Annotated in this window: 25 protein-coding genes; 16 read left to right on the plus strand and 9 right to left on the minus strand. The window is 53.1% G+C overall.

Going from position 1 to position 26,585, the window contains the following annotated elements:
* The first annotated feature begins 1 nt into the window (after position 1).
* Both ADINL_RS14570 and ADINL_RS14575 read left to right on the plus strand, forming a co-directional pair.
* A complete protein-coding gene (locus ADINL_RS14570) occupies positions 2-355 on the plus strand; it encodes a ribbon-helix-helix domain-containing protein (protein WP_036549672.1) in 354 nt (117 codons plus the stop codon).
* 458 nt (positions 356-813) lie between these two features.
* A complete protein-coding gene (locus tag ADINL_RS14575) occupies positions 814-1,887 on the plus strand; it encodes a carboxysome shell carbonic anhydrase domain-containg protein (protein WP_036549675.1) in 1,074 nt (357 codons plus the stop codon).
* Here the strand turns inward: ADINL_RS14575 and ADINL_RS14580 are convergent.
* Positions 1,884-2,336 (minus strand): Lrp/AsnC family transcriptional regulator, encoded by a 453-nt coding sequence (locus tag ADINL_RS14580; RefSeq protein ID WP_036549677.1) that lies wholly within the window; start codon positions 2,334-2,336, stop codon positions 1,884-1,886. The two genes, ADINL_RS14575 and ADINL_RS14580, sit on opposite strands and share 4 nt — an antisense overlap.
* Before the next feature lie 112 nt (positions 2,337-2,448).
* Here ADINL_RS14580 and rarD point away from each other — a divergent pair, with 112 nt between their 5' ends.
* Entirely contained in the window at positions 2,449-3,354 is a 906-nt protein-coding gene (gene rarD, locus ADINL_RS14585; RefSeq protein ID WP_036549681.1) for an EamA family transporter RarD, read from the plus strand.
* 74 nt (positions 3,355-3,428) lie between these two features.
* Here the strand turns inward: rarD and ADINL_RS14590 are convergent, their stop codons facing one another.
* A complete protein-coding gene (locus ADINL_RS14590; RefSeq protein ID WP_051632864.1) occupies positions 3,429-4,871 on the minus strand; it encodes an aspartate ammonia-lyase in 1,443 nt (480 codons plus the stop codon).
* 135 nt (positions 4,872-5,006) lie between these two features.
* Here ADINL_RS14590 and ADINL_RS14595 point away from each other — a divergent pair, with 135 nt between their 5' ends.
* The 3 genes from ADINL_RS14595 (at position 5,007) to thiI (ending at position 7,960) form a co-directional block, all read left to right on the plus strand.
* Entirely contained in the window at positions 5,007-5,909 is a 903-nt protein-coding gene (locus ADINL_RS14595) for a LysR substrate-binding domain-containing protein (RefSeq protein WP_036549683.1), read from the plus strand.
* 196 nt (positions 5,910-6,105) lie between these two features.
* A complete protein-coding gene (locus ADINL_RS14600; protein WP_036549685.1) occupies positions 6,106-6,447 on the plus strand; it encodes a zinc ribbon domain-containing protein YjdM in 342 nt (113 codons plus the stop codon).
* A gap of 25 nt (positions 6,448-6,472) precedes the next feature.
* A complete protein-coding gene (thiI, locus tag ADINL_RS14605; RefSeq protein ID WP_036549686.1) occupies positions 6,473-7,960 on the plus strand; it encodes a tRNA uracil 4-sulfurtransferase ThiI in 1,488 nt (495 codons plus the stop codon).
* On the opposite strand, the gene ADINL_RS14610 is transcribed toward thiI, so the two are convergent.
* The 3 genes from ADINL_RS14610 to gcvA form a co-directional block, all read right to left on the minus strand.
* Complete coding sequence (locus ADINL_RS14610; protein ID WP_036549690.1) at positions 7,957-8,913, minus strand: YbgA family protein; 957 nt, start codon at positions 8,911-8,913, stop codon at positions 7,957-7,959. The two genes, thiI and ADINL_RS14610, sit on opposite strands and share 4 nt — an antisense overlap.
* Before the next feature lie 38 nt (positions 8,914-8,951).
* Positions 8,952-10,310, minus strand: a complete 1,359-nt coding sequence (gene hglS, locus ADINL_RS14615; protein WP_036549693.1) for a 2-oxoadipate dioxygenase/decarboxylase HglS — start codon at positions 10,308-10,310, stop codon at positions 8,952-8,954.
* 110 nt (positions 10,311-10,420) lie between these two features.
* Positions 10,421-11,320 carry a transcriptional regulator GcvA gene (gcvA, locus tag ADINL_RS14620; protein ID WP_036549696.1) on the minus strand — a complete coding sequence of 300 codons (900 nt, stop codon included), beginning with the start codon at positions 11,318-11,320 and terminating at the stop codon, positions 10,421-10,423.
* Positions 11,321-11,441: 121 nt separating this feature from the next.
* Between gcvA and amaB the strand changes: the two genes are divergently transcribed.
* Genes amaB through ADINL_RS14635 form a run of 3 tightly spaced genes read left to right on the plus strand, consistent with a single transcriptional unit; the run spans position 11,442 to position 15,423 of the window.
* Positions 11,442-12,935 (plus strand): L-piperidine-6-carboxylate dehydrogenase, encoded by a 1,494-nt coding sequence (amaB, locus tag ADINL_RS14625; RefSeq protein ID WP_036549699.1) that lies wholly within the window; start codon positions 11,442-11,444, stop codon positions 12,933-12,935.
* A 33-nt stretch (positions 12,936-12,968) separates the two neighbouring features.
* Positions 12,969-14,249 carry an L-pipecolate oxidase gene (gene amaA, locus ADINL_RS14630; protein ID WP_036549702.1) on the plus strand — a complete coding sequence of 427 codons (1,281 nt, stop codon included), beginning with the start codon at positions 12,969-12,971 and terminating at the stop codon, positions 14,247-14,249.
* A gap of 55 nt (positions 14,250-14,304) precedes the next feature.
* Positions 14,305-15,423 (plus strand): beta-ketoacyl-ACP synthase III, encoded by a 1,119-nt coding sequence (locus ADINL_RS14635; RefSeq protein ID WP_036549704.1) that lies wholly within the window; start codon positions 14,305-14,307, stop codon positions 15,421-15,423.
* A gap of 45 nt (positions 15,424-15,468) precedes the next feature.
* On the opposite strand, the gene ADINL_RS14640 is transcribed toward ADINL_RS14635, so the two are convergent.
* The gene (locus ADINL_RS14640) at positions 15,469-16,398 is read right to left on the minus strand and encodes a 2-hydroxyacid dehydrogenase (protein ID WP_036549706.1); all 930 of its coding nucleotides are present in this window, start codon (positions 16,396-16,398) and stop codon (positions 15,469-15,471) included.
* Positions 16,399-16,568: 170 nt separating this feature from the next.
* Here ADINL_RS14640 and ADINL_RS14645 point away from each other — a divergent pair, with 170 nt between their 5' ends.
* Together ADINL_RS14645 and ADINL_RS14650 are read left to right on the plus strand one after the other, a co-directional pair.
* Positions 16,569-17,189 (plus strand): LysE family translocator, encoded by a 621-nt coding sequence (locus ADINL_RS14645; RefSeq protein WP_036549708.1) that lies wholly within the window; start codon positions 16,569-16,571, stop codon positions 17,187-17,189.
* Between the two features lie 120 nt (positions 17,190-17,309).
* Entirely contained in the window at positions 17,310-18,578 is a 1,269-nt protein-coding gene (locus ADINL_RS14650; RefSeq protein WP_036549711.1) for a DEAD/DEAH box helicase, read from the plus strand.
* Here ADINL_RS14650 and ADINL_RS14655 read toward each other — a convergent pair.
* Positions 18,575-18,958 carry a response regulator gene (locus ADINL_RS14655; RefSeq protein WP_036549713.1) on the minus strand — a complete coding sequence of 128 codons (384 nt, stop codon included), beginning with the start codon at positions 18,956-18,958 and terminating at the stop codon, positions 18,575-18,577. The two genes, ADINL_RS14650 and ADINL_RS14655, sit on opposite strands and share 4 nt — an antisense overlap.
* A gap of 97 nt (positions 18,959-19,055) precedes the next feature.
* Between ADINL_RS14655 and ADINL_RS14660 the strand changes: the two genes are divergently transcribed.
* From ADINL_RS14660 to ADINL_RS14680, 5 genes are all read left to right on the plus strand, one after another.
* Complete coding sequence (locus ADINL_RS14660) at positions 19,056-19,592, plus strand: DNA-deoxyinosine glycosylase (RefSeq protein ID WP_051632865.1); 537 nt, start codon at positions 19,056-19,058, stop codon at positions 19,590-19,592.
* A gap of 4 nt (positions 19,593-19,596) precedes the next feature.
* Positions 19,597-20,094, plus strand: a complete 498-nt coding sequence (locus ADINL_RS14665; protein WP_036549715.1) for a low molecular weight protein-tyrosine-phosphatase — start codon at positions 19,597-19,599, stop codon at positions 20,092-20,094.
* Between the two features lie 95 nt (positions 20,095-20,189).
* The gene (locus ADINL_RS14670) at positions 20,190-20,627 is read left to right on the plus strand and encodes an Hsp20/alpha crystallin family protein (RefSeq protein ID WP_036549718.1); all 438 of its coding nucleotides are present in this window, start codon (positions 20,190-20,192) and stop codon (positions 20,625-20,627) included.
* A 253-nt stretch (positions 20,628-20,880) separates the two neighbouring features.
* Positions 20,881-22,380 carry a malate dehydrogenase (quinone) gene (gene mqo, locus ADINL_RS14675; RefSeq protein ID WP_036549729.1) on the plus strand — a complete coding sequence of 500 codons (1,500 nt, stop codon included), beginning with the start codon at positions 20,881-20,883 and terminating at the stop codon, positions 22,378-22,380.
* A 174-nt stretch (positions 22,381-22,554) separates the two neighbouring features.
* The gene (locus tag ADINL_RS14680; protein WP_239644399.1) at positions 22,555-24,102 is read left to right on the plus strand and encodes a methyl-accepting chemotaxis protein; all 1,548 of its coding nucleotides are present in this window, start codon (positions 22,555-22,557) and stop codon (positions 24,100-24,102) included.
* Here ADINL_RS14680 and ADINL_RS14685 read toward each other — a convergent pair.
* Positions 24,072-26,354 carry a heavy metal translocating P-type ATPase gene (locus ADINL_RS14685; protein WP_036549734.1) on the minus strand — a complete coding sequence of 761 codons (2,283 nt, stop codon included), beginning with the start codon at positions 26,352-26,354 and terminating at the stop codon, positions 24,072-24,074. The two genes, ADINL_RS14680 and ADINL_RS14685, sit on opposite strands and share 31 nt — an antisense overlap.
* A gap of 24 nt (positions 26,355-26,378) precedes the next feature.
* A complete protein-coding gene (locus ADINL_RS16720) occupies positions 26,379-26,576 on the minus strand; it encodes a cation transporter (protein WP_036549737.1) in 198 nt (65 codons plus the stop codon).
* Positions 26,577-26,585: the final 9 nt, after the last annotated feature.

The raw sequence follows: 26,585 nt of genomic DNA on the forward strand, positions 1-26,585 counted from the left end.
TATGTGTCGATTATTCATTAACGCCGATCCGGCTTTATGGAAAAGCTGCACGCATTCATTGCGTATTGATGGCATGGTGACCAGTGTGCGGATGGAAAACTATTTCTGGAAACTGCTGGAAGAAATTGCCCTGCGTGATGGTATGCAAACCCCTCAACTCATCACCCGTCTGTATCATGAATCGATCGATGCCGGACACGATCTGGGCAACTTCACCTCGTTTCTACGCGTCTGTGTGCTGCGTTATCAGGCCTTACAACTTCAGGGTGAGATACCTGTGAATACCGCTATCCCGATAGCATCGCTGGATGCTGAACAGATACTGCAGCGGGAACAGCAGCCCAGGCGTCACTGATGTCCTGATTTCTGCATTCCTTGCTCTTTCTGTGCCCTCAGGGTGCCACGCTGGGTAGTGGTATCGCTTTGGTGTGACACGCTTTTCGTCATCCTTGACCGCTCGGCAGCCGCCGTCCATGGCGGCTGACGGTCACTCCAAAGCGATACCACCACCCCGCCCATAGTCCTGTACCAAATCGACTGTATGCTGGCACTCAGGTTGAAAAGGGCTGATGGGATCGGATATGCCTGACCCTGTGCGCCATGGAAGGCGCACTGGAGCCCCCAGGGACGGGTTCACGGCGTGTCAGATATATCCGATCCCATTAGCACTTGATCACATTAGTAGGGGGCTAGTACGACGCACCTGCCATGTATGCCATATATAGCGCTGGATGTATCGAAAATCTCTGTGTTGCGTTAGCATGAAGTCAGGCACCTACGCCTGATGGCTCACAGCAACGGAGAATAATAACGATGCCGACTGCGATTCATTCCGCACCGATTGACCAACGTATTGACTGGCTGATGGAACTCAGCCGTACACATTCAGCCCTGTTTTGCGACCCCGATAATGCTTTGGCGCGTCAGCGTTATCTGGCAGAACATCCCACCCGTATCATCGCACTGAAGTGTATGGATGGACGTATTCATCTTCCCTATGCCACCCAGACCCCGCTGGGTATTGTCCGCCCGTTTCGCAATCTGGGCGGAATTTTTGATCTGGGGTGGCCGTATCTGGGAGATTTGCTGGAAAGTCAGGTGATGGATGCCATACGTCAGGGCCATCGGGCACTGATCATTATTACCTACCATTTTTCCAAAGGTGACCGGGCGCGAGGCTGTGCCGGATTCAACTGCGACAAGGACGCTGCGATGGCGCATGCGCAGGCGATTCGTCAGCAGGTAGAGGCTATTTTTGGTCAGGGCCACAAAACGGTTTACCCGTTGGTGTGTGGTTTTGAAACGGATGAGGATGCACTGATTCTGCATAACAGTGATGGTGAATCTCTGGATCTGGCTGAATTAGGTGTTGAGGATCTCGATACGCTGCCTGTCAGGCTGGAGGGATTTTTTACCGATATGCCAACACAGATTCGTTATGATTTGCTGCCTTTGGTGGAAGGGAATCTGCGCCACATTGCTGAAATGCGTCAGCTGCAACGCGAACTGGATATCGAGCATCGTGAATGGATGATCTGTGTCGGACGCGGATTTGATTTTTTACATGCGCCCAATGTGGCGCTGATTATCGGGCCTTTCAGTCCGAATCTCTCTGATCCTATAGCCAAGGCAGCCGGTATTATCCGTGCCAATATGGCACAGGGAAGGATACCGGATGATGGCTTTTTGCTGTTGTCATCTGCACCTTATGATGAAGTGGGCCCGGATCAGGCGCGAGCCGAACTGAAGGCGCAGTTTATGGCTGATTTTGCCGCACAGGTGATCGCAGCGGCACAACCAGAGCTGGCAGAGAAAATGTTGATTCGTACGGCAACACTGCACTGGCCAACCCGACGGCTGGAAGTGCTGCATGACGAGCACCACTAGAGGACATTCAGGGTTGTTTTGACCCGGTCCAGCACCACGATGGTTCTGAACCATTTCACGTTTGGATTGCTGTGAAACAGCTGATCACAGAGTTCCTGAAAACGACTCATGCTCGGTACCAGTAGTACCAGCATGAAGTCAGCATCACCGGTCACGTAGTAACATTGTTGTACTTCAGGACCGGAGAATCTGGATTTCAGTAGCTCAAGATCCGCTGTTTGCGTTTTGTCGGCATGCACTTCAACCAGCAGGGTAATGACCTGTCCCAGTTTATCCGGATCGAGTACCGCGACCTGTGCTTGAATATAGCCGGAATCCTTGAGTTTCTGGATGCGTCGTTGCACTGTTGCCGTGGACAGGTGCACAGTTTCTGCCAGTGTTCGCAAGGGCATCATGCAGTCCTTCTGAAGCAGTTCCAGCAGCGTATGATCAAACTTATCCAGTGTCATTGAAGGCTTCATGTGAGAAATTTTCTCATTTTGTGGGGTTAAATCCGGCACCTTTATCAGGTAACGCGTAATAGAATACCGCCTTCTGTTCAATCTACACTAAGAATCCATAATGGTCACTAGCCCCAATACTGCACTTGGCGTCACCTTGAATGTGATTGCGTCTGTTTTCTTTGCGTTGATGTTTGCCTATACCTCGTTGCTGACCGCGTTGGGCGGGGAGGAGATTTATGGCTGGCGTATCTGCTTGACCTTGCCGTGCCTGACGCTATTTATGTGGTATCGCGGCTACTGGCCTCAGGTCGTGACCATTTTTCAGCGTCTGTTTCGTGAGCGCTATTTCTGGTTAACCCGCCTGCTGTCGGCGTTTCTGGTTGGCGTGCAGTTATGGCTGTTTATGTGGGCACCGGTAAATGGCTATGGATTGGCTGTGTCACTGGGCTATTTCATGTTGCCGATCAGCATGGTCATTGTCGGCCGGATAGCGTTTAAAGACCGCATGTCGCGCTTTCAGCAACTGGCCTGTGTCTTTGCGCTGATCGGTATCATCAATCAACTGATGCTGTCGCAGACACTGACCTGGCCAACACTGGCCATCTGCCTGGGTTATCCTGGATATTTCTGGCTGCGTCGGGTCACGGATACCAATACGATCGGAGGGCTCTGGTTTGATATGACCCTGAGTCTGCCGGTCAGTATGTTCTTCATTCTTCAGGGTGGGCAGGTATTGGCGGAGCTGGGTAACAGTAGTCATCTGCTGTGGCTGGTGCTGGGACTGGGATTGATCAGTGCGCTTGCGCTTGCTTTTCAGGCACTTTCAGCACCGCATCTGAACCTTAGCCTGTTTGGTTTGCTGATCTATGTTGAACCCGTATTGCTGTTTCTGGTAGCTTTGCTGCTCGGCGAGACTATTCAGGCTGCTGAGTGGCCCACCTATATCGCGATCTGGTTGGCAGTGGTTGTGCTGATGCTGGAAGGATTGCGTGGGTTACGAAAACAGCGTCAGCGACTTGGCTAACATACTTGTGAAGCTTTCAGGGCTAGAGGAAAGCAGGTTCCTGCTTTCCTCTATTCAGGGCATAAAACCTGAGCTCAGACCATTAAACGGCGTGGATTGACCATGTTGGCTGGCTTGAGGATCTCTTCTAGCAGGGCGTCGTCAATCAAGCCTTCTTCTCGTACCAGTTCCAGTACGCCTTTTCCGGTTTCAAGCGCAGTCCGGGCAATACGCGTGGCATTATCGTAGCCGATGTAGGGGTTCAAGGCTGTAATCAACCCGATGGACTGGTTGACCAGATCCAGGCAGCGTTCGCGATTAGCGGTAATACCCACGACACAACGCTCACGCAACATATCCATTGCACGTCGCAGCAAGCGCATGGATTCCAGAATCTTGTAGGCGATGAGTGGCTCCATTACGTTCAATTGCAATTGACCATTTTCGGCGGCCATGGTGATGGCCATATCATTGCCGACCACCTGGTAGGCGACCTGATTAACGGCTTCAGGTATTACCGGGTTCACCTTGCCTGGCATGATCGAAGAACCTGGCTGCTGTGCAGGCAGATTGATTTCGTTAAAGCCTGTTCGTGGTCCACTGGACAGCAGGCGAAGGTCATTGCAGATTTTTGAAAGCTTGATAGCCAGACGCTTGGTCATCCCCGAGAAGAGCACAAATGCTCCCATGTCCGATGTTGCTTCAATTAAATCTGCAGCCAAGCGCATCGGGTGTCCGCACACATGGGACAGGTGGGCTACCGCCAAGTCAGCGTAAAGTGGGTCTGCATTGATGCCGGTGCCTATCGCCGTACCGCCCAGATTCACCTCACGCAGCAAATCATACATCCCTGCAATACGTTCGATATCTTCACCCAGGGTGGTTGCATAGGCGCCAAACTCTTGTCCCAGTGTCATGGGGACGGCATCTTGTAACTGCGTCCGACCCATTTTAATGACATCATGAAACTCATCGCGCTTGCTTGCGAATGCCTCTTGCAGCAGTGCCAGGCTGTCGACCAGCTCGGCATGGGATAACTGCAAACCGACACGGATGGCCGTTGGATAGGCATCATTGGTTGATTGGGACATATTGACATGGTTGTTCGGGTGCAGATGCTCATATGCGCCTTTTGCATGACCAAGATATTCCAGACCAATATTGGCAATCACTTCGTTTGCGTTCATATTGGTTGATGTACCGGCACCACCCTGGATCATATCCACAACAAACTGCTCGTGATATTGACCATTGATCAGGCAGTCACATGCATAGTGAATCGCCTCTAAATGCCGTGCCTCCAAATGGCCGGTGTCGAAGTTGGCCGATGCTGCAGCCTTTTTGACCATCGCCAAGCCAATGATCAGTTTGGGAAAGTGCGCCAGGGGAACGCCTGTCAGCACAAAATTCTCTAATGCGCGTTGTGTTTGAACCCCGTAGTAGGCCTCTGCAGGAACTGCCAGGTAACCCAGCAAATCTTTTTCGATACGGTGTGGCTGTTTAAGAATTTCGTCCTGGCGCGGCGTGTCTATGATCATGATGGCTCTCAAAATGGATGGTATCAATCCGTACAACAACTGACGGCATGCGCATTCTTGTACAATCCAGGCCCTGTAATCCAATGCTATTATCAGATACATTATGCAATAAATGCATAATGTGAGATTGGGTCCATGGATTTTGAAACCCGCTGGCTTGAAGACTTTCTGGCGCTGGCGTCTACACAAAGCTTTTCTAAAGCGGCAGATAAACGGCATGTGACACAGCCTGCGTTTAGTCGTCGCATCAAGTCATTGGAAGAAGCCGTGGGTGTGCAGCTTATTGATCGCAGTCGAACGCCAGTCACCTTGACGGCTGAAGGTCAGTTGTTTTTGATCAGCGCACGCAGCGTTGTGAGTCAACTGCACGAAACCATCACACGCCTGAGAGGCTTGTCCCCACATCAGCAGGATATTTTAGAGGTTGCAGCAGCGCATTCACTTGCCTTTACTTTTTTCCCTGACTGGTTGAATTCATTAGGCAAGTTGACGGATGAAATTTCTATTCGTCTGGTGGCAATGAATGTTGAAGATGCTGTGCATGCACTCAGGGATGGCCAATGCGATATGATGCAGGTCTATTATGACTCCTATGCAACCCTGCAATTGGATCCGGTTATTTTTCCATCCATACATCTGCTCGATACATCCATGATCCCGGTATGCAAACCTGGTCCTGATGGGCAACCCTTGTATAGCTTAAACAGTCCATCTGATGACCCCATTCCATTTCTGTCATATACATCGGGTGCTTTTTTAGGACGAACAGTGCGGCTGCTGCTAAAACATCACCCGATACGTTTGCGCTTGAAAACCGTGTACGAAACGGCCATGGCTGAAGGCTTGAAAGGCATGGCCTTGCAGGGAAACGGTATTGCCTGGATGCCACGACTCTGCATAGAGCGAGAGTTGGCCGAGGGAAGCCTGGTCGCGTGTGAAGGTGAAGAATGGCAAACACCGCTGGAGGTGCGCCTGTATCGCTGTACGCTGGTTAACAAACCCATTGTGAATGCATTATGGAAAAAGCTGCAGGCTTGAGTGTGATGAATAACGTGTCACACGGAAGCAGTACCTCTGGTCTGGAGCATCAGGCTGTCTGAGTAGGTCGTGCGATGGCATCGGACCAGTCAGTTTCAGCCATGGAAAAATTGTGCATTTTCTGGCATAATGCGCAGCCTTCAAGGCCTTGTCGCTATGCAAGGTTCACTTTTCCTGCCAGAGACAAGGTACTTTGATGAGTAATCTTCCTGATTGCCCGGCCTGTGGGTCGAGCTATGCCTATGAAGACGGGCTGATGTATGTCTGCCCTGAATGTGCACACGAATGGTCTAAAGATGCCACGGCGGATACGTCGGAAGACGGCCTGTCGATTCGGGATGCGAACGGCAATCCGCTTCAGGATGGTGATACGGTCACCGTGATCAAGGACCTCAAGGTAAAAGGATCTTCGCTGGTGGTCAAGGTCGGTACACGGGTGAAAAATATCCGTTTGGTAGGTGGTGATCATGACATCGATTGCAAGATCGATGGTATTGGACCCATGAAGCTGAAGTCCGAATTCGTCAAGAAAGCCTGATCGGTTGCTGATTCAATAGACTGTCATGAAATATATTATTCGTTTCTTCCCTGAAATCACCATTAAAAGCCGTGCGGTGCGTCAGCAGCAGATCAAGCAGCTGAAAAAGAATATCCGTCAGATCGTCAAAGAGATCTGGGAGCCTGCACGTGTCGGTGGATGTTGGGACTTGCTTGAAGTTGAAGTCGGTGCGGATGCGCCTGCATCGATTACCACTCAAATCAGCGATGCATTGACCTGTATCCCCGGCATTCACCACTTCATGGAAGCACAGGAATTTGAGCTGCCGGATCAGGATCGTATCTGTGAACTGACGCTGGCGGCTGTGGGTGACAGCCTGACAGGTAAAACCTTTGCTGTACGCGTGCAGCGCGCGGGTGTGCATGACTTCCGCTCCATTGATCTGGAGCGATATGTCGGGGGTTATCTGTTTCAGCATACCCAAAATGCCGGTGTGCGGTTGAAAGATCCTGAGGTGCAGGTGATGTTGCAGATACATCATCAGCGTCTTTTTATCGTCAGTCGTCGACGGGAAGGGATGGGCGGTTATCCGCTGGGTACACAGGAAAATGTCGCCACCCTGATTTCGGGTGGTTATGACTCCTGTGTGGCGACCTGGCAGATGCTGCAGCGTGGTATCTATACCCATTTTATCTTCTTTCGCCTGGGGGGTGCCGCACATGAAGAGGGCGTCAAGCAGGTGGCTTACTACCTGTGGCAGCGTTACGGCCGTTCGCATCGGGTGAAGTTTGTCACTGTGCCTTTTGAAGGTGTGGTGGAGGAGATACTGACTCAGGTTGATGATGCCTTGATGGGGGTGGTGCTGAAACGCACTATGATCCGTTGTGCAGATCGTATAGCCGCGCGCTTGAAAACCACTGCGCTGATTACCGGTGAGGCGATTTCCCAGGTGTCCAGTCAGACCCTGACCAATCTGCAGGTGATTGACCGGGCGACCGAGCGTCTGATTCTGCGACCGCTGATTACCACGAACAAGCAGGCAATAGTGGACCAGGCAAAACAGATAGGCGCTGCGGTTTATGCTGAAGCAATTCCTGAATACTGTGCTGTGATCAGCAAGCGTCCGACCACCCGTGCCAGGCTGCATGAGATAGAAGCTCAGGAAGCCAGGATGTCACCTGCGGTGTTGGCTGATGCGCTGGCAGACGCGGTGTATCAGCCGATTACCGAGTTACCGGCCGATCTGGCTGCACGTCAGGTAGCTCCCGAGCTGTTGCCGGGATCGTTGCAGTTTCATGATCGGGTGGTGGTGCTGGATGTACGTGCACCCGACGAGGTGGCACAGGCTCCACTGTCGCTGGTTGATGTAGAGGTTCAGGCGATGCCGTTTTACCGTTTACACAGCGGTTTTGAGGCCCTGGATCCCGGTCGTGAATATTGGCTCTACTGCGACAAGGGCGTGATGAGCCAGCTGCAGGCCCGTAACCTGCAGGATGCCGGTTTTACCAACGTACGGGTCTGCCCGGCTGAATTGCTGCGCCAGGCCGGTTAATAGCCGTAGCGCAGTTTCAGTTCTTCCGGATGCGGGTTGAGATACACCTGCTGATCCACAAATGGCTGTTCGAATTCATTCAGGTAGTGACGTATCAGGGTGATAGGTACCAGCAGTGGCAGCAGGCCTTCTCGGTATTTATGTATGCTGTCGGCCAGCTCCTGTTTCTGTCGACTGTTCAGCCGGTCCGAGAAAAAGCCTTGCAGGTGTTGCAGTACATTGGTGTGATTGCGCCGGGTGGCTGGATGCATCAGCGTTTGCATGAACAGGGTGAAATAGGCATCGGCATCCGCCTGCAGGTCTTCACTGAAGTTGGCGATCAGGCGTCCCAGTTGACGGTATTTTTCCTGATGGTGCGCCATCAGTAAGTACTTGTAGCGGGTATGGAATGTCACCATTGCCTGGCGGCTAAGTCCCTGACTAACCAGGGTTTTCCAGTCATGGTAGGCAAACACACGGGTAATAAAGTTCTCCCGCAGTACCAGATCGTGGAGACGTCCATCTTCTTCCACTGGCAGTAAGGGCCAGGTCTTCATCAGGGTTTGGGTAAACAGACCAACACCTGCTTTTTCGCTGTAGCCGGTTTCGCTGTCATAGAGTTTGACACGTTCCATGCCACAGCTGGGTGATTTGGCGCAGACAATATAGCCGCTGATGAAGTCCATGGCCTGGGCCTGACGGGCGGAAAAGTCTGCCAACTGATCGGTCACATCAAAACTGTTATCGGTCGCTTTAACCCGGATATCACCCTGTTGGTTCACCAGACGAATGGTCTTGCGCGGAATGCCGAGGCCTATGGCGACTTCCGGGCAGACTGGTCGATAGTGGAATACGCGTGACAGCTCATCCAAGCAATAGCGGGATTGTTTGTGGCCGCCATCAAAGCGTACCTGCTCACCGAGCAGGCAGGCACTGATGCCGATTTGAATCTGTTCAGGGTTAAACAGGGACATACTGAACTCACGACAGGTTATTTTCCCTTCAGTGTACCCTAGCGGCGCAGTGCTTGCAGCTGTACCAGACAGGCATTCAGTGAGGCTTGCTGTTGCGCTTCGTAAAGCTTAAAAGGGTCCTGTACCTGACAGCCCAGTGCCGCTTCAAAAGCCTGTTGGTGTGCCTGGCCTGCATTCAGGCTGCGGTCATCATCACCCAGGTTGGACTGGAAAATACCGGCAGCACTGACGGGCAGGAAATCTTCATAGGTAATCGGGTCAACCTGCACCATGCCTGCCTCAATCAGATGTTCAAGCGAATGATCCGAAAGGTCTTTCTTTGTGGCGTCATGGCTCAGACGATATTGGTAATAGGCCAGCCCTTCACGTCGCAGGGTTGTGTCATCATCCGGAAAGGCGGTAAAGATGTCTGCCAGTTGCTGCTGATGACGCACGTTATCCTGGCTTTGTGGCTGGCTCAGAGACTGATTTAACAGCTGATCATAGAGTGCCCGGCCTTTGGGGGTCAGAGCGATACCGCGTTGTTCAATTTCACCAAAGCGGGCGGTATGCTGGCCTTGTGATTGATCCAGAAAGCGTATTGGCTCTTCAAGTGCCCGAAAACTGGTCTGACGCAGCAGGATCGGGCAGTGACGGGCTGGAGGACCTTCGATGACGGCCTTGGGAGTGATTCCCCATTCAGGCATCAGGCGTTGTACAGCATCGATGTCGAGTGTGCGGGGTGTCAGGTGATTGATATGAGGCCCCCGGAAGCAGAGAACATCCGCTATCAGACGATGCTGTTGCAGCAAGGCTTGATAACGCTCTGCTGTCACCGTGGCGGTGTCATGCCAGCGAAAGGTTTCCAGTGCTTCCAATACAAAACGTTCAGCGTCTTCCGCTGACAGGCCACCCTGTTGCTCTGCCTGTACCACCAGCTGTTTCAAGGGTTCGGTAAAAATATCGCGCTGGCTGAGCAGTTCCGTGGCGAAGTCTTGCAGTGCCGGGTCTTCAATCAGTTCCAGGCGTAACAGGGAGGTGAAAATTCGAAAGGGATTCTGTTTCAGCTCGTCGGCTTCGATCGGGCGAAACGCGGTGGAATGAACCGGTACACCGGCAACGGACAGGTCATAGTAACCCACCGGGTGCATACCCATAATACGAAAGATCCGGCAGAGCATTGCCAGTTCCGAGGCCTGGCCCACACGGATCGCGCCATGGCGTTCCAGCGCCAGACGTGGCAGCTCTCCTCGCGCTGCCAGTGCCTGATGCAGATCAGGCTGCTGTTGCAGTGTCTTCTGGTTAACCTGTTCAACCAGGTCCAGCAGGGTTTGATACTGGGGGACTTCGTCACGATACATGGCCGACAGGGCACTGGAAAAACGTGAACGCAGTTGAGCCGGGGTCAGATAACTCACAGAAGACTCCTTCAGTCAGAGGTGATGCTGAGGGCTATCTCAGCAGAGTCCAGCGTCTGGCTCAAGCGAAAAATCGCAGGATGTTCATTCCAAAAATTCTTTTTATGAGGCTAACACCGGTCCTTTTTCAGGGCGGCTTCTATCCAGGCACGGAAATGCTGGATTTTGCTCAATTCAGCTTTATGCTCCGGGTAAGCCATGTAGTAGGCATCCTGACTTTTCAGTGCGTAAGGTGATGGAATAATCAGGGTGCCAGCAGTCAGTTCTTCTGCAGCCAAAAAACGTGGCACCAGTGCGACACCGCAGCCTGCCAGCGCGGCACGAATCAACATGTAAAAACTGTCAAAACGCGGGCCATGATAGCTTTGTTCAGTGTACAGCCCCTGGGCTTCAAACCATTCATGCCAGGCTTCTGGGCGTTGGGCATTCTGCATCAACACCAGACGGGTGATCTGCATCGGGTTTTCCAGTCCAGTGGGTGGCAGCAGTTCGGGTGCACAGACCGGCACCACCTCTTCTGTGAAGAGTCGGATGGATTCCGTGCCTGGCCAGGCTCCATGGCCAAAAAAGAATGCGATATCAATACGTTCTTTTTCCAGATCGAAAGGTTCCGAGCGATTGCTGATGTTCAGAGCGATATCTGGATAGCTGAAACGAAAACCCTTCAGACGCGGTATCAGCCAGCGGGCACCAAAGGTTGGCAGTGTGGCGACATTCAGCACGGCGCTATCGGTACCATAGGAGCGCATGTAGCGAGTCGACATCTCCACTTGTGACAGTATTTTGCGCACCTCAGTCAAATAGACCGAGCCTTCCGGGGTTAATTGCAGACGTTTGCGTACGCGACGAAACAGCGGATGTGCCAGCAGGCTTTCCAGCTGGGCGACCTGCTTGCTCACCGCACTTTGGGTCAGGCTCAGTTCATCAGCGGCCCGGGTAAAGCTCATGTGTCGTGCGGCTGCTTCAAAACATTGCATGGCGGTGAGAGAGGGAAGGTGGCGTTTGTTCATCGCTGGCCCAGTGTTTTGTCATGAAAAAAAAGAATGATATTGGTCAAAATCCTCGCTTGTGTAAAGAGGATGCTGCTGCCCATACTCTGATCAACCCTCTTTGAACATGACAGGAGTGAGCATGATTAATGACATTATGGCGCGTTTGGGTGTCCAGCAAGCGGACTGGCAGGGCGGTGAGTTGTGTGTCACCTCACCGGTGAATGGTGAGGTGATCGGCCAGGTAAAGGTTGATTCAGCCACCGATGTGGAAGCCAAGATCGCGGCGGCACATGAAGCGTTTGCGCACTGGCGTGCTGTGCCTGCACCGCGGCGAGGCGAGCTGGTACGTTTGTTTGGTGAAGCGTTGCGACAGCATAAGGCTGACCTGGGTGCGCTGGTGTCCTGGGAGTGCGGCAAAATCCTGCAAGAGGGACTGGGCGAAGTTCAGGAGATGATAGATATCTGTGATCTGGCGGTAGGTCAGTCACGACAGCTGTTTGGTTTGACGATTGCATCAGAGCGTCCCGGACATCATATGCGTGAAACCTGGCATCCGCTGGGTCCGATTGGCTTGATTACCGCATTTAACTTTCCGGTAGCGCCCTGGGCCTGGAATGCTGCGCTGGCTTTGGTCTGTGGTAACAGTCTGGTGTGGAAGCCGTCTGAAAAAACGCCCTTAACAGCCCTGGCATGTCAGTCATTACTGCAGCAGGCGATGGTTGCATTTGGTGAGGATGCACCGACTGGATTGAGTCAGGTGATCATGGGTGAGCGTGATGCCGGTGAGCAGTTGGTGAAAGATGCGCGTATTCCATTGATCAGTGCTACTGGCAGTACCCGGATGGGGCGACAGGTTGCACCACTGGTTGCTGCACGGTTCGGGCGCTGCATCCTGGAACTGGGAGGCAACAATGCCATGATTGTGGCACCCAGTGCTGATCTGGATATGGCCGTGCGTGCCATTCTGTTTTCTGCTGTTGGCACTGCCGGGCAGCGTTGTACCACACTGCGCCGTCTGATCGTACATGAGAGTGTCCGGGATGAGCTGCTGGCACGCCTGAAAAAAGCTTACAGCGGTGTATCCATTGGTCATCCACTCGAAGGGGCGCTGGTCGGACCGTTGATTGATGCCGATGCGTATGAGGCCATGCAGCAGGCACTGACGGCTGCGAAAGCCGCAGGTGCCCAAGTGACGGGCGGTGAGCGTCAGTTGGCGGAGCGCTACCCGCACGCCTACTATGTCTCGCCAGCCCTGGTTGAAATGGCAGGGCAAACCGATCTCATGCGTCAGGAAACCTTCGCGCCTATTTTGTATGTCATCAGTTATACCGGGCTGGATGAGGCGATTGCCTTGAACAACGATGTTCCTCAAGGTTTGTCTTCCTGCATCTTTACCACCGATGTTCGTGAAGCTGAAACCTTTGTGTCGGCCTTGGGCAGTGATTGCGGTATTGCCAATGTCAACATAGGTCCGAGTGGTGCCGAAATTGGTGGAGCCTTTGGTGGTGAGAAAGAAACTGGCGGTGGGCGTGAATCCGGCTCTGATGTCTGGAAAAGCTATATGCGTCGTCAGACCAATACGGTGAATTACTCGCGTGAATTGCCTCTGGCTCAGGGTATCCAGTTCGATTAACAGCGACAGCCTGTGGCTGACAGGGAGCGCGTAATGTTACAGCAGTGTCTTTGGCGTCTGACGTCAGGTGAAACGGTACCATCACTGCCCCGTCTGGAGGGGGAGCGGCACACGGAGGTGTGTGTTATTGGTGGTGGCATTACCGGGCTGTCCTGTGCATTGCATCTGCAGGAGTACGGAATCAAAGCGCTGTTGCTGGAGGCTGCCGAGCTGGCGGAAGGCGGGTCTGGGCGTAATGTCGGATTAGTGAATGCCGGTATGTGGTTGCCTCCGGAAGATATTTGTCAGCGTTTGGGCAAGGATCTGGGCGATCGTGCCAATCAACAGCTGGCCGAAGCGCCCGCTCTGGTGTTTGATCTGATTGAACGTTATCGCATTCAGTGTGATGCCCGGCGACAGGGTACTCTGCATCTGGCACATAATGCTGCCGGAGTGCGCTCACTGGAACAGCGTCATGCCCAGTTTCAACGTCAGGGAGCCCCTGTTGAGCTGTTTCAGGGCGCTGACGCGGCTCAACTCACAGGCAGCGAACGTATACCCGCCGTGTTACTGGATCGGCGTGCAGGGGTGATTAACCCTTATGCCTATACGCTTGGGCTGGCGCGTGCGGCGATGGCAGGTGGTGCGCAACTCTATTGTCGCAGCCCGGTCATATCACTGCAGCGCGAGGCGTCAGGTTGGCGGGTTCAAACACCAACGGGCAGTGTCCTGGCTGATCAGGTGGTGCTGGCCAGTAATGCTTATACGGAAGGCGAATGGACTGAACTGACACGTCACTTTTTTGCTGGCTACTATTACCAGGTGGCTTCAGCACCGCTCAGTGGGGCTGCGGCCGACGCCATTTTACCAGGCGGACAGGGTGCCTGGGATACCCGTAAAGTACTCAGCAGCATCTGTCGGGATACTGACGGGCGATTGATTCTGGGCAGTCTTGGGAGTGGCGAGCACAAACCGGTATCCTGGTTACGTTGCTGGGCGCAGCGTATACAGCGGCATTACTTTCCGGATTTGCCTGAGGTCGAATGGCAGCTTCACTGGAGCGGACGCATGGGGTTTACGCCGGATCATGTGATGCGCCTGTTTTCACCGGCTCCCGGGCTGCTGGCTGCCAGTGGCTATAATGGCCGTGGTAACACCACCGGTACGCTGGTCGGCAAAGGCTTTGCCCAGTGGCTGGCAGAGGGCAGTGATCGTGGCTTGCCACTGCCGCTGTCACAGCCCGTTGCTATTTCTGCACGGCAATTGCGATCGGTTGCATATGAGGCTGGATTTAGCCTCTATCATGCAGGACAATGCTTGAAAGTCCTGATCTGAAATTCTGTAATCAGACGGGGTGAAAAACTAAGCAAGTCTGTTCGGAGTGCCCCGCTTGAATAACGTAATCAGTGGCGTTGGCCTGTATACGCCTGTCGATGTCATCAGCAATGATGAGCTGGTGGAATCCTTTAATTGTTTTGTTGCCGACTACAACACACGTCACAGTGCCGCGATTGCGCTGGGTGAGCTGGAAGAGTTGCAGCCTTCGTCTGCGGCGTTTATTGATAAAGCATCCGGCATTCTCAGTCGTTACGTGATTGATAAACAGGGTATTCTGGACCCTGAACGCATGAAACCCTATGTCGCTCCACGTGCCAATGATGCGCTGAGTCTGCAGGCCGAAATGGCGATTCAGGCAGCACAGCTGGCACTGGATGAAGCCGGATTGAAGGGCAGCGATCTGGATTGTGTGATCGTTGCCTGTTCCAATTTGCAGCGTGCCTATCCGGCTGTTGCAATTGAGGTGCAACAGGCGCTCGGTGCTGGCGGTTTTGCATTTGATATGAATGTGGCCTGTTCATCGGCAACCTTTGCGTTGCAGCTGGCCGATAATACGCTGCAGGCGGGCAATGCGACACGCGTGCTGGTGGTTAACCCGGAAATCTGTTCGGCACACCTGAATTACCGTGATCGTGACAGTCATTTCATATTTGGTGATGCCTGTACCGCGATGATTGTTGAACGCGCTGAACTGGCTCGCAGTCCGCTTCAGTTCCGCATTCTCGGAACACGCCTGAAAACGGCTTTTTCGAACAATATCCGCAATAACTTTGGTTTCCTGAGCAAGTGCGAAGATCGCTCTCTGGATGCCCCCGACACCTATTTTGTGCAGCAAGGCCGCAAGGTGTTCAAGGATGTGGTACCGATGGTGGCTGAGTTGATTATTGAACACTTGCAGTCACTTGACCTGCCCGCTGAAACGCTGCGTCGTCTGTGGTTGCATCAGGCCAACATCAACATGAACAGCCTGATTGCCCGAAAAGTACTGGGCCGCGATCCTGATGCGGACGAGGCACCGACCATTTTGCATGAGTTCGGTAATACCAGCTCTGCGGCCTCGATTATTGCTTTTGCACGTCACCGTGAAGGGTTGCAGGCGGAGGACCTCTGCCTGCTCTGTTCGTTTGGCGCCGGTTATTCCGTCGGGTCAGTGATTCTGCGTAAAGTCTGAAGCAGGAGACCCCCGATCTGTATCGGGGGCTGGCTGATCAGAGTATCAATAACCGCGCTGACGGTTCACTTCACCCGTGATGGGCTGTCCTTGAGCCAGGGCCTTCAGTTTGTCAGTAATCTGACGGATGGTCTCCTCCCTGAGCGTGGGTGCCGAAATATGCGGTGTGAGCGTAATCTTTGGATGGCTCCAGAAGGGATGTGTAGCGGGCAAGGGCTCTTCAGCAAAAACATCCAGTACGGCCTGTTGCAGTGAGCCTGAAGCCAGTGCCTCCAGCAGATCCTGTTCAACCAGATGCTGTCCGCGACCTACGTTGATCAATACGCTGTTTGCCGGTAGCTGTACAAACAGTGTCTGATTCAGAATACCGGCTGTATCCGGTGTCAACGGCAGGGTGTTGATCAGTATTCGGGTATTTTGCAGAAATGCCGCGAGTTCACCGGTGCCAGTGTAACTGTGAATCCCTTCGATCTGTTTGTGACTTCGGCTCCAGCAGGCGACAGGGTATTCCAGCAGTTGTAGTGCCTGAGCAGCCTTATGACCAATTTGTCCTAACCCGAGAAACCCGATGGGCCACTCCTGGCGGCGACAGGGTGGTTGCATTTTCCAGATCTGCTGTTGCTGCTGCTGGCGGTATACCGGCATTGCACGGGTGATTTCGGCAATCTGATGCAGTAAGTACTCTGCCATCTGTGCCGACATGCCAGCATCTTCCAGCCGATAAATGGGCAGGGTGGGTGGTAGTGCGGACAGCTTGAGCAGGGCATCCACACCTGCACCCAGATTAAAAATGGCTTTGAGGCCCGGTTCCCGCTCAAACAGTGCCGCAGGTGGCTGCCAAACCAGTGCGTAATCGGCTTGCTGAGGTGGTAATTCAGCGTGCCAGGCGATCCACTGGGCATCCGGCAGAGCGGCTTGAAGGGGGGTGATCCAGCGTTCTGGCTTTGGATCGGGTGATACGAAGAGTATTTTCACGATTCCTCCTGTTAGCTGCTTCGAGTCTATCGGCTAAGCTGTCGCTTTGCATCTGCTTTGCTGTGCTGATTTCACTGGATTTGTCATGAGGACGAAATTTTCACGCGTTAGGCTGAAGGCTTGGGTTTATGATGCCTTTTTTGAACATGACTGAGTGATGGATTTTCAGTATGAGCCTGGCGATGCTGTCGGTATTTGTGCCTACCTTTTTCTTTGTATCGGTGACACCGGGAATGTGTATGACCCTGGCGATGACGCTGGGAATCACGCTGGGCGTCAAGCGCACTCTGTGGATGATGTGGGGCGAAATGCTGGGCGTGGCATTGGTCGCGGTACTGGCTGTACTGGGCGTTGCCGCAGTGCTGCTGACCTATCCCGGATTTTTTCAGGTGTTCAAGTGGGTCGGAGGGGCTTACCTCTTCTACATCGGTGTACAGATGTGGCAGTCCCGGGGGCGGATGGCTATTCCGGAAAGTGCAGCGGTACGTCAGACAGTTTCAGCCTGGCAGTTGTTTGTGCAGGGCTTTGTCACGGCGGTTGCCAACCCCAAAGGCTGGGCGTTTCATGTGGCGTTGCTGCCGCCCTTTATTAACCAGCAGCAGCCGTTGGTACCTCAGTTGGCGTTATTGCTGAGCATCATTCTGCTATTGGAGCTGATCTGTATGTTGATCTATGCCGGAGGTGGCAAAGCGTTACGGATGTTTTTGCAGCATGCACACAATGTGCGCCTGCTAAACCGTATCGCTGGCAGCCTGATGTTGGGTGTAGGGGTCTGGCTGGCATTCTTTTAAGCGACAGGCTGGATAAAGAGTGCTTTGTCACGCCTGATCCGCTAGACTCTATGGCTCCACTCTGGACCCTTCAAGCTGGGTCCGCTATTCGTCCACAGGACGCCGATAAGAGATCACTGAATGAGTTTTGCTTCACTGGGATTATCAGATCCCATTCTTAAAGCAGTAGCCGAACAGGGCTACGATACCCCCTCTCCAATCCAGGCACAGGCCATTCCCGTCGTATTGGCTGGTCAGGACCTGATGGCAGCTGCGCAAACCGGTACTGGCAAAACAGCGGGTTTTACCCTGCCGTTGTTGCAGCGGTTGAGTACAGGCGAGCCGGTAAGTGCCAATAAAGTGCGTGCACTGGTACTGACCCCTACACGCGAGCTGGCCGCTCAGGTCGGTGAAAGTGTCAGTGTGTATGGCCGCTATCTGCCGTTACGCTCAGCCATCGTGTTTGGCGGGGTGAAAATTAATCCGCAAATGATGGCGCTGCGCAAAGGCGTTGATGTGCTGGTTGCAACGCCAGGTCGTTTGATGGATCTGTACAAGCAGAACGCAGTACGTTTCGACCAACTGGAAGTGCTGGTTCTGGATGAAGCTGACCGCATGCTGGATATGGGCTTTATCCATGATATCAAGCGGATTATGGCCTTATTGCCGAAACAGCGTCAGACCTTGATGTTCTCGGCGACGTTTTCTACGGAAATACGGGCTCTGGCCAAAGGGTTACTGAAATCGCCAGTCGAAGTGTCGGTCACACCTTCCAATGCGACAGCACCCACAGTGGCGCAATGGATTTCACCGGTAGACAAAAATCAGAAAGCCCCGTTGCTGTGCAAGCTGATTCACCAGGGTGAATGGCAGCAGGTACTGGTGTTTACCCGGACCAAACACGGTGCCAATAAACTGACTCGTCAGTTGGAAGCGAACCACATCAGTGCGGTTGCCATTCACGGCAACAAGAGCCAGAACGCCCGTACAAAAGCACTGGCTGACTTCAAGGCGGGTGAAGTACGTGTATTGGTTGCGACCGATATTGCCGCACGCGGCCTGGATATTGACCTGCTACCCTATGTGGTGAATTTTGATCTGCCGAATGTGCCTGAAGACTATGTACACCGTATTGGTCGTACGGGTCGAGCAGGACAGGTGGGGCAGGCTGTTTCACTGGTGTGTGCAGATGAGCTGGATCAGTTGCGTGCCATTGAGCGTTTGACCCGGCAGTTGCTGGAGCGGCGTGTTGAACCGGGATTTGAACCCGTACATGCTCTGGCAGACACACAGCTGAAAGCACCTGCACGTGACAAGGCTCCCCGGCGCAAGAAACCGGCTAAGCCGGGACATCGTGATGGTGTTCGTTCGGGTGATCTGGCACGTGGACATCGTGCGCCGCGCAGTTAACTGCCGGAATGAAGCGACCACAACGCTTTGATCTGGCTGGCCAGTTCAGCCGGATTAAAGGGTTTTGGCAGGATGCCTAGGGCACCCAATGCGCGTAGTTGCTCGATCTGTTCCGGTTGATCCTGTCCGGTCATAAATACTACAGGGGTTTGCTCCAGGCCGGGTAGCTTGCGCAATGCTGCGAGTGTTTCCGGACCATCCATGTCCGGCATCATCACATCCAGCAGAATCAGATCTGGCTGAAAGTCGGCGGCTGTTTCGGCTGCCTGTGAACCGGATGCGCACAGCTGAACCGAGAAGCCCCCGATTATCCCCAGGGCAACTTGCAGAACGGCACGTATATCAGCAGCATCATCTATACACAGAATCCGGTTTAACATCTGTTTGAATATCCTGAAGGCTCAAAGAGGGTTATGGTAACCTGCCGGGGGTTGATGTAAAGTTTTTTGTTTTCAGATGGATAGTTCAGGAGATGCGGTGGCTGAACAGCTAGATCATTGGGTGACAGGGTTTCCACCGTTGATTGCCGAGGGGGCCCAGGTGTTGATATTGGGCAGCATGCCGGGAAAGGCATCCTTGCAGGCACAGGCCTACTATGCGCATCCACGCAATGCATTCTGGCCGATTATGGCGACATTACTGGATTTTGATCCAGAGCTGCCTTATGCGCAGCGGGTTGCAGCTCTGCAGGCGTCTGGTGTGGCTGTGTGGGATGTCTTGCAGTCCTGTGAGCGTCCGGGAAGTCTGGATACCGCGATCTGTCGGCACAGTGAGCAGGCCAATGATTTTGCGGCGTTATTTCGTCGATATCCTGATATTCGTCAGGTATTTTGTAATGGCGATAAGGCATGGCAAAGCTTTCGCCGTCATGTTGTCATACCACTGGAGCTGCATCAGCTCCCTTGCCATCGACTGCCATCAACCAGTCCGGCGCATGCCAGTCTGAATTTTGCCGCAAAGCTGGCTGCCTGGCAGCCGGTTGCGGATGCATTGAATCTTAAAGGGAAAGTCTGAGCAGATGAGTCAATCACAGCAGTTAAATGTTCTTATGGTGTGTTTGGGTAATATTTGTCGTTCTCCAACAGCGCAGGGTGTGCTGGAAGCTCGCCTGGAGCAGGCAGGATTGCAGCATCAGGTGAGGGTTGATTCGGCTGGTACGGCTGCCTGGCATACAGGCAAGGCACCTGATCCGCGTAGCCAGCAGGTTGCTTTACAGCGTGGTTATACCATCAGTCATCTGCGTGCTCGTCAGGCAACGCGTGAAGACTTCGAGCACTTTGACTATGTGTTGGCCATGGATGCGGATAACCTGAATGACTTGCGTGTGCTTGAACCGGCGCACTATGCCGGAGAGTTGAAGCTGTTGCTGGACTATGCCTTTCCCGGCCAGCAGAAAGCGGTACCAGACCCTTACTACACCCAGGGTGATGCCGGGTTTCATCAGGTGGTAGATCTGATTGAACAGGCCTGTGATGGCTTGATTGAGGACTTGAAAAAGCGCTTGAAGGCGACTTGAAAAGCGTCGGTCTGACCTTATTTATCAGGTGAAAGGCACAGGAGTCTGCTGGCCTTTGAGTCGTACAACCTGTATTAACCTGGAGGATTCAGATCATGGCTATAACACGTTATGAACCCTGGAGCCTGCTTCGGCAGTTACAGAAAGAGCTGGAGTTGAACCGCGAAGATAAATCCGAGGAAAGCTCCATTGCAACGGCTGAATGGGCACCATCTGTTGACATCAAGGAAGAAACGGACAAATTTCTGATTTTTGCCGATATTCCCGGTGTTAAGCCGGAAGATATCGAGGTCAGTATGGAGGCTGGTGTGCTGACTGTTAAGGGACAGAAGGAATCAGAAAGCAAGACTGAGAAAGATGGCTACAAGCGCGTTGAACGCAGTTTCGGCTCTTTCTATCGCCGTTTTAGTCTGCCCGACTCAGCAGATGGTGATGCCATTAACGCCAAATGTAAACACGGTGTATTGGAAATTACCATTCCAAAGCGTGAAGCAGTGCAGCCAAAACGTATTCAGGTATTTTCTGAAGATTGACGATCAGTTGCGCTTTAAAGCTTCAAAAAACGCTTATTAAACGGGTGGTTATTTGATGGCCGCCCGTTGTTGTCCAGATAAAATTCCCGCTATTTTTCGTATGTCGCAGTGCAGCGTCAGCGGAATTCCCGTATTATATCCCTATCAACTATTCAGTAATATTGTCGACATATTCCACCATAGGTGAATGGTCTGTGATGCTGGACACTTTATAATTCCAGCTTTGTTATTTTGGGTAATGGTGAGGATCGAAATGACCGCAAGAACGGCAGATGTGTTGCTTGTCGGGGCTGGTGCGATGAGCGCCACTCTCGGGGTGCTGCTGAAGCAGCTGGATCCAACTATCAAAATCATGATGGTTGAGCGTTTGGATCATGTTGCGCAGGAAAGCACCGATGGCTGGAATAATGCCGGGACAGGTCATGCGGCTTATTGTGAGCTGAACTATACTCCCAAAAAGCCAGACGGTTCACTGGATACGACCAAGGCATTCAATATCAATGCGGCTTTTGAGCAAAGTCTGCAGTTCTGGTCTTATCTGGTTGAGCAGCAGGCCTTGCCAGAGCCTGGTCGTTTCATCAATACCGCACCTCATTGCAGCTTTGTCTGGGGTGAGGCTAACGTGTCTTTCCTGCGTGAACGTCACCGTTTACTGACGGCTCATCCCATGTTTACCGATATGGAATACACCGAAGATGCTGCACTGATCAGCGAGTGGATGCCGCTGGTGATGCAGGATCGTCCGGCAGGCGAGCCGGTTGCCGCTACACGTGTACGCTATGGAACCGATGTGAACTTTGGCGATTTGAGCCGCCTGATGGTGGACTGGCTGGGGCATCAGCCAGACTTTGATCTGCTGGTAGCACATAATGTGAATACTCTGACAAAGCAACCGGATGGCCGTTGGCTGGTGCAGGTGCAGAACAAGGCTGATGGGCATATTACACCGATCACCGCGGATTTTGTGTTCCTCGGTGCCGGTGGTGGCGCGTTGCCCTTGTTACAGAAAACCGGTATTGCCGAAGGGCATGGTTATGGTGGTTTCCCGGTCAGTGGCCAATGGCTGGTGTGTACCAAGCCCGAGATCGTTGAGCAGCATCATGCCAAGGTCTATGGCAAGGCGCCATTGGGCGCTCCTCCCATGTCGGTTCCACACCTGGATACCCGCATTATGAATGGTAAAAAATCCTTACTGTTCGGACCTTTTGCCGGATTTACGACCAAATTCCTTAAATACGGCTCTTACAGCGATCTGTTCAAATCCATTCGACCCAGCAATATTGGCCCGATAGTGTCCGTTGGTTTGCGCAATATGGATCTGACTCGTTATCTGATCAGCGAATCCTTGCAGTCACACGAATCGCGCGTCAAGGCTTTGCGTAACTTCTTTCCCAATGTGCAGGCCGATGATTGGGAGCTGTCTATTGCCGGGCAGCGGGTGCAAATTATCAAGAAAGATCCTGCCGGGGGTGGCAAGCTTGAGTTTGGTACTGAAGTGATTGTATCGGCGGATGGCACCATGTCAGCGTTGCTGGGAGCATCTCCTGGGGCTTCGACGGCTGTACAGGCGATGCTGAGTATTCTGGAACGCAGTTTTGCTGACAAACTGAAAACGCCGGAATGGCAAGATAAACTGAAACAGATGATACCTTCCTACGGCGAATCTCTGATTGAAAACACCGAACTGCTGAAGCAGGTGCGTCAACGTACCCTGAGCGTTCTGCAGCTGGACTCCCTCGATAAAGCAGATTAAACGCACAGCAGAAGTCGCCTTTGGGCGACTTCTGTCGCTATTTTAATATCTGGATCAAGCTTTTTGCAGTAGACTTGCATTACTTCCTGGATGATCTAATTTAAACATAACTCAAGTTTAACAGCAGAAATGCTGAATAGCAGTGGAACGCTTACTATGGATCAAGAGACTCACATGTCAGGAAAAGAGCGCAGTTTTCCTGAATCACAGCAACTGATTTCTTCAACAGATACGGACAGTCGAATCCGGGACTGCAACGATAATTTTGTGGAAATCAGTGGTTACACGCGTGAGGAGCTGATCGGTCAGCCGCATAACATTGTCCGACATCCTGATATGCCACCAGAGGCCTTCAAGGGTTTGTGGGAATATATTGGTCTAGGAAAGCCCTGGATGGGCATCGTCAAGAACCGTTGCAAGAATGGTGACTACTATTGGGTGGATGCCTATATCACCCCGATTTTTTCCAACGGAAAAGTTACCGGTTTTGAGTCTGTACGCCGCAAACCGCGTCGAGAGGATATCGCCCGGGCTGAAAAGCTCTATGCCCGCCTTAAGGCTGGAAAAGGCGTGCCTCGCTATCGCAAAATTCGTAAGCGAGAGGTCAGCATATTGCTGGCCTCACTGGGTGTGGCGCTGTTATCGGGCGCTGTGTTGCAATGGCTGGGTGTTGAACAGGTTTGGCCAGTTGCTTTACTTGGTGCTTTGATCGGTTATGCGGGTATCTGGTGGAGTAACCGCCGGGACTTGCAACGTTTGCTGGATTGTATGCCGCACGCCTTCCGAGATGAAGCAGCGATGCTGAGTTATACCGATGATTCCGGCTTGTATGGTCAGCTAAAAATGTCGATTCTCAGTGATGCTGCCCATCTGAATACTGTATTGACTCGTCTGGAACATGGGGCGCAGGATGTTGCGGTACAGGCTTCCGAAGCACATGTATTGTCAACTCAGGCAACACAGGGTGTTCGTGATCAGCAGACCGAGACAGAGCAGGTGGCAACGGCAATGCATGAAATGGCGGCTACTATCGCAGAAGTCTCCGGGCATGTGCAGGAAACAGCGACCCAGTCTGATAATGTTGACCAAATGGCACGCCAGGGACAACAAGTGGCAGAGCAGACACAGGCATCGGTAGCACAGCTGCAGCGCAAGGTCAGAGAAATTTCTGAATCAGTGAGTACTTTGTCAGACGCATCACAGCAGATTGCGGGTACTACAGATTTGATTGAACAGATTGCCGAGCAAACCAATTTGCTGGCGCTGAATGCTGCGATAGAGGCTGCCAGGGCAGGGGACCATGGACGTGGTTTCTCCGTGGTTGCTGATGAGGTACGCCAGTTGGCTCTGCGCACCCGTGAATCAACCGGGCAGATTCAGCAAATTATTAACAGCTTGCAGCAGAAGGCTGCTGCGGCGTGTGCTTTGGCAGCAGAGGGAGAGCAGGATGCCAGCTCAGCGGCTGAGCAGATGGAGCGCACTCAATCGACCTTGACCGAGATTTCTGCAGCGGTTTCTTCGATAGCCGGGATGACTGTTCAGATGGCCGCTGCGATTGAAGAGCAGGCCAGTGTGGCTGAAACCATCAACCAACAAGTCGTGAATATTAATACGCTTGCCAATCACAGCGTAGAGAAAGGCAATGCCGCATCCCAGCGCAGTAAAGCGCTGGAGATTACGGCAGAAAGGCTTTATGAACTGGTAGAACGCTTCAAGCGTTGAGGCGTCAGCGGCAGAATGCGCAGCCGGTTGGCATTACTGACGACGGTGACTGATGACAGTGCCATGGCTGCAGCAGCATAGGCCGGATTCATCAGCCAGCCGGTCAACGGGAATAAAATTCCGGCTGCCAGTGGAATTCCCAGAGTGTTGTAGATAAATGCACCAAACAGATTCTGATAAATGTTTTTCAGGGTGGCGCGGGAGATCTGCATGGCATCGGCGACGCCTTGCAGTGACCCTCGCATCAGCGTGATATCCGCGCTTTCGATCGCCACATCTGTTCCTGTGCCTATGGCAAACCCGACGTCTGCCTGCGCCAGTGCCGGGGCATCGTTAATGCCATCACCGACCATACCGACACGTAATCCTGCGGCCTGCAATGAACGAATTGTCTGGGCTTTCTGATCCGGCATGACTTCTGCGATGACCTCATCAATGCCAACCTGTCTGGCTACCGCGCGGGCTGTTCGCTCACTGTCACCGGTGAGCATAATGACGCGGACCCCGGTGTCACGCAGCCGTGCAATCGCATCTGCACTGTCGGTTTTGACCGGATCTGCAATACCCAACAAAGCTGCCAATTGACCATCTACAGCCAGCATCACCAACGTATTGCCCTGATCGGACAGGGTTTGAATACGTGTCTCTGCTGAGTCTGACAGGCTGACGCCCTCAGCGAGCATCAACGCCCGGTTACCAATCGCCCAGCGTTGCCCATGCAACTGCTCCGTCACGCCCTGACCTGGGTGTATCTGGGGAGAGCCAGTTTGCTGCAGTGGCAATTGGCGTGCTTCTGCGGCCATCACCAGTGCCTGTGCCAGAGGGTGCTCTGAGGCACGTTCAATACTGGCGATCTGCTGTAACACATAGTCTTCAACAGCAAGCTCTGAGCCGTTGTCCGGTTTAAGAGAGTCGGGTTCCAGCAGTTCCAGATGTGTCAATGCCGGTTTGCCTTCGGTGACAGTACCGGTTTTATCGAGCACAACGGCATCGAGACGGGACGCCTCCTGTAATGCATCACCCTTGCGAATCAAGACACCGAGCCCGGCAGCACGTCCAACTCCCACGGTGATTGACATAGGCGTTGCCAGACCTAATGCACAGGGGCAGGCAATTACCAGCACGGTCATGGCGGTGATAAAGGCATAGGCACTGGAGGGCTCCGGGCCAATGTTCCACCAGATTGCGGCGGTTAGCAGGGCGATCAGAATAACCACAGGGACAAAAACAGCACTGATTTTATCCGCCAGGCGACCGATGGCCGGTTTGCTGTTCTGTGCCTGGCGTACCATGGCAATAATGTGCGCCAGAGCTGTATCCTCGCCAACCTTGCGTACGCGCAGTTTGATACTGCCGGATAAATTCACCGTGCCTGCAGAGAGCCAGTCGCCCTTTTGTTTCAGGATGGGCAGGGGTTCACCGGTGAGCATTGACTCATCCACCCGTGTCTCGCCACTGGCAAGCTGACCGTCCACGGGGATACGCTCACCGGGTTTGACACGTAACAGGTCACTGGGTTGGATCGATGACAGGCGCATGGACTTCTCTTCGCCACCGGGCAGAATCAGTGTGGCGCTGTCAGGCTGTAACTGCATCAGTGCACGAATGGCCTGAGATGCCTGGCCACGTGCACGTGTTTCCAGTACATGGCCAAGATTGACCAGGCCAATGATAAAGGCTGCTGCTTCATAATATACATGACGTCCTTCGACAGGCAGGAGCTCAGGCCAGAGAATAATCAGCGTCGAGTAAAGCCAGGCGCTGCCGGTACCTATGGCAATCAGGGTGTCCATGGTGGCATGGTGGTTTTTCAGTGCTTTCCAGGCACCGCTAAAAAAATGACCACCGGAGTAGATCATCATTCCCAGTGTCAGCAGGCCGATAATTCCCCAGATCAGCCGGCCATCTTCCGGCATGGGCAGGTGGCCAGTCATCATCAACAGCATCTGCGGAGCGCCAAGTAGCAGTGCGACCCAGGTACGCCGTTTTGCCAGCACTAGCTGGGCGGCTTCCTCTTGACGGCGTTCAGCTTCACCATAGCTGGCATCCATTGGTGTGGCAGCGAAGCCTGCTGAACTGACGGCTGCTATCAGTGTCTCAGGTGTTGCTGTCCCCTGGACATCCGCACTGCGGTCTGCGAGATTAACGCTGACCGAGGTGACACCTTCTACCTGGGAGAGGGCGGTTTCAATGCTGTTAACACATGCAGCGCAACGCAGACCGCGCAGCGCCAGTCGGGTAGAATCGGTCATGCGTATTCCTGTGCATTGATGTTTTCAGTCAGCGCTGGCTTCAAAGCCGGCATTTTCGATAGTATCAATGAGTAGATCGAGTGAAACAGAGCCGCTGATGTTAGCCGAATCCTGAGTGATTTCCATGGATTCGATGCCTTCCAGTTGCTCAAGTGCTTGTTTGACGGCTTTGACGCAGCCGCCGCAAGTCAGGCCGTTCAGTGTCAGGGTATAGTCTGCCATAGGAGCTCC

Source organism: Nitrincola lacisaponensis, from assembly GCF_000691225.1.
Classification (GTDB): domain Bacteria; phylum Pseudomonadota; class Gammaproteobacteria; order Pseudomonadales; family Balneatricaceae; genus Nitrincola; species Nitrincola lacisaponensis.

Excerpts from the sequence above, each read along its gene's own strand:
- ADINL_RS14570 (WP_036549672.1), top strand. The coding sequence starts at position 2 with ATGTGTCGATTATTCATTAACGCCGATCCGGCTTTATGGAAAAGCTGC.
- ADINL_RS14575 (WP_036549675.1), top strand. The coding sequence starts at position 814 with ATGCCGACTGCGATTCATTCCGCACCGATTGACCAACGTATTGACTGG.
- ADINL_RS14580 (WP_036549677.1), bottom strand. The coding sequence starts at position 2,336 with ATGACACTGGATAAGTTTGATCATACGCTGCTGGAACTGCTTCAGAAG.
- rarD (WP_036549681.1), top strand. The coding sequence starts at position 2,449 with ATGGTCACTAGCCCCAATACTGCACTTGGCGTCACCTTGAATGTGATT.
- ADINL_RS14590 (WP_051632864.1), bottom strand. The coding sequence starts at position 4,871 with ATGATCATAGACACGCCGCGCCAGGACGAAATTCTTAAACAGCCACAC.
- ADINL_RS14595 (WP_036549683.1), top strand. The coding sequence starts at position 5,007 with ATGGATTTTGAAACCCGCTGGCTTGAAGACTTTCTGGCGCTGGCGTCT.
- ADINL_RS14600 (WP_036549685.1), top strand. The coding sequence starts at position 6,106 with ATGAGTAATCTTCCTGATTGCCCGGCCTGTGGGTCGAGCTATGCCTAT.
- thiI (WP_036549686.1), top strand. The coding sequence starts at position 6,473 with ATGAAATATATTATTCGTTTCTTCCCTGAAATCACCATTAAAAGCCGT.
- ADINL_RS14610 (WP_036549690.1), bottom strand. The coding sequence starts at position 8,913 with ATGTCCCTGTTTAACCCTGAACAGATTCAAATCGGCATCAGTGCCTGC.
- gcvA (WP_036549696.1), bottom strand. The coding sequence starts at position 11,320 with ATGAACAAACGCCACCTTCCCTCTCTCACCGCCATGCAATGTTTTGAA.
- amaB (WP_036549699.1), top strand. The coding sequence starts at position 11,442 with ATGATTAATGACATTATGGCGCGTTTGGGTGTCCAGCAAGCGGACTGG.
- amaA (WP_036549702.1), top strand. The coding sequence starts at position 12,969 with ATGTTACAGCAGTGTCTTTGGCGTCTGACGTCAGGTGAAACGGTACCA.
- ADINL_RS14645 (WP_036549708.1), top strand. The coding sequence starts at position 16,569 with ATGAGCCTGGCGATGCTGTCGGTATTTGTGCCTACCTTTTTCTTTGTA.
- ADINL_RS14650 (WP_036549711.1), top strand. The coding sequence starts at position 17,310 with ATGAGTTTTGCTTCACTGGGATTATCAGATCCCATTCTTAAAGCAGTA.
- ADINL_RS14655 (WP_036549713.1), bottom strand. The coding sequence starts at position 18,958 with ATGTTAAACCGGATTCTGTGTATAGATGATGCTGCTGATATACGTGCC.
- ADINL_RS14665 (WP_036549715.1), top strand. The coding sequence starts at position 19,597 with ATGAGTCAATCACAGCAGTTAAATGTTCTTATGGTGTGTTTGGGTAAT.
- ADINL_RS14670 (WP_036549718.1), top strand. The coding sequence starts at position 20,190 with ATGGCTATAACACGTTATGAACCCTGGAGCCTGCTTCGGCAGTTACAG.
- mqo (WP_036549729.1), top strand. The coding sequence starts at position 20,881 with ATGACCGCAAGAACGGCAGATGTGTTGCTTGTCGGGGCTGGTGCGATG.
- ADINL_RS14680 (WP_239644399.1), top strand. The coding sequence starts at position 22,555 with ATGTCAGGAAAAGAGCGCAGTTTTCCTGAATCACAGCAACTGATTTCT.
- ADINL_RS14685 (WP_036549734.1), bottom strand. The coding sequence starts at position 26,354 with ATGACCGATTCTACCCGACTGGCGCTGCGCGGTCTGCGTTGCGCTGCA.
- ADINL_RS16720 (WP_036549737.1), bottom strand. The coding sequence starts at position 26,576 with ATGGCAGACTATACCCTGACACTGAACGGCCTGACTTGCGGCGGCTGC.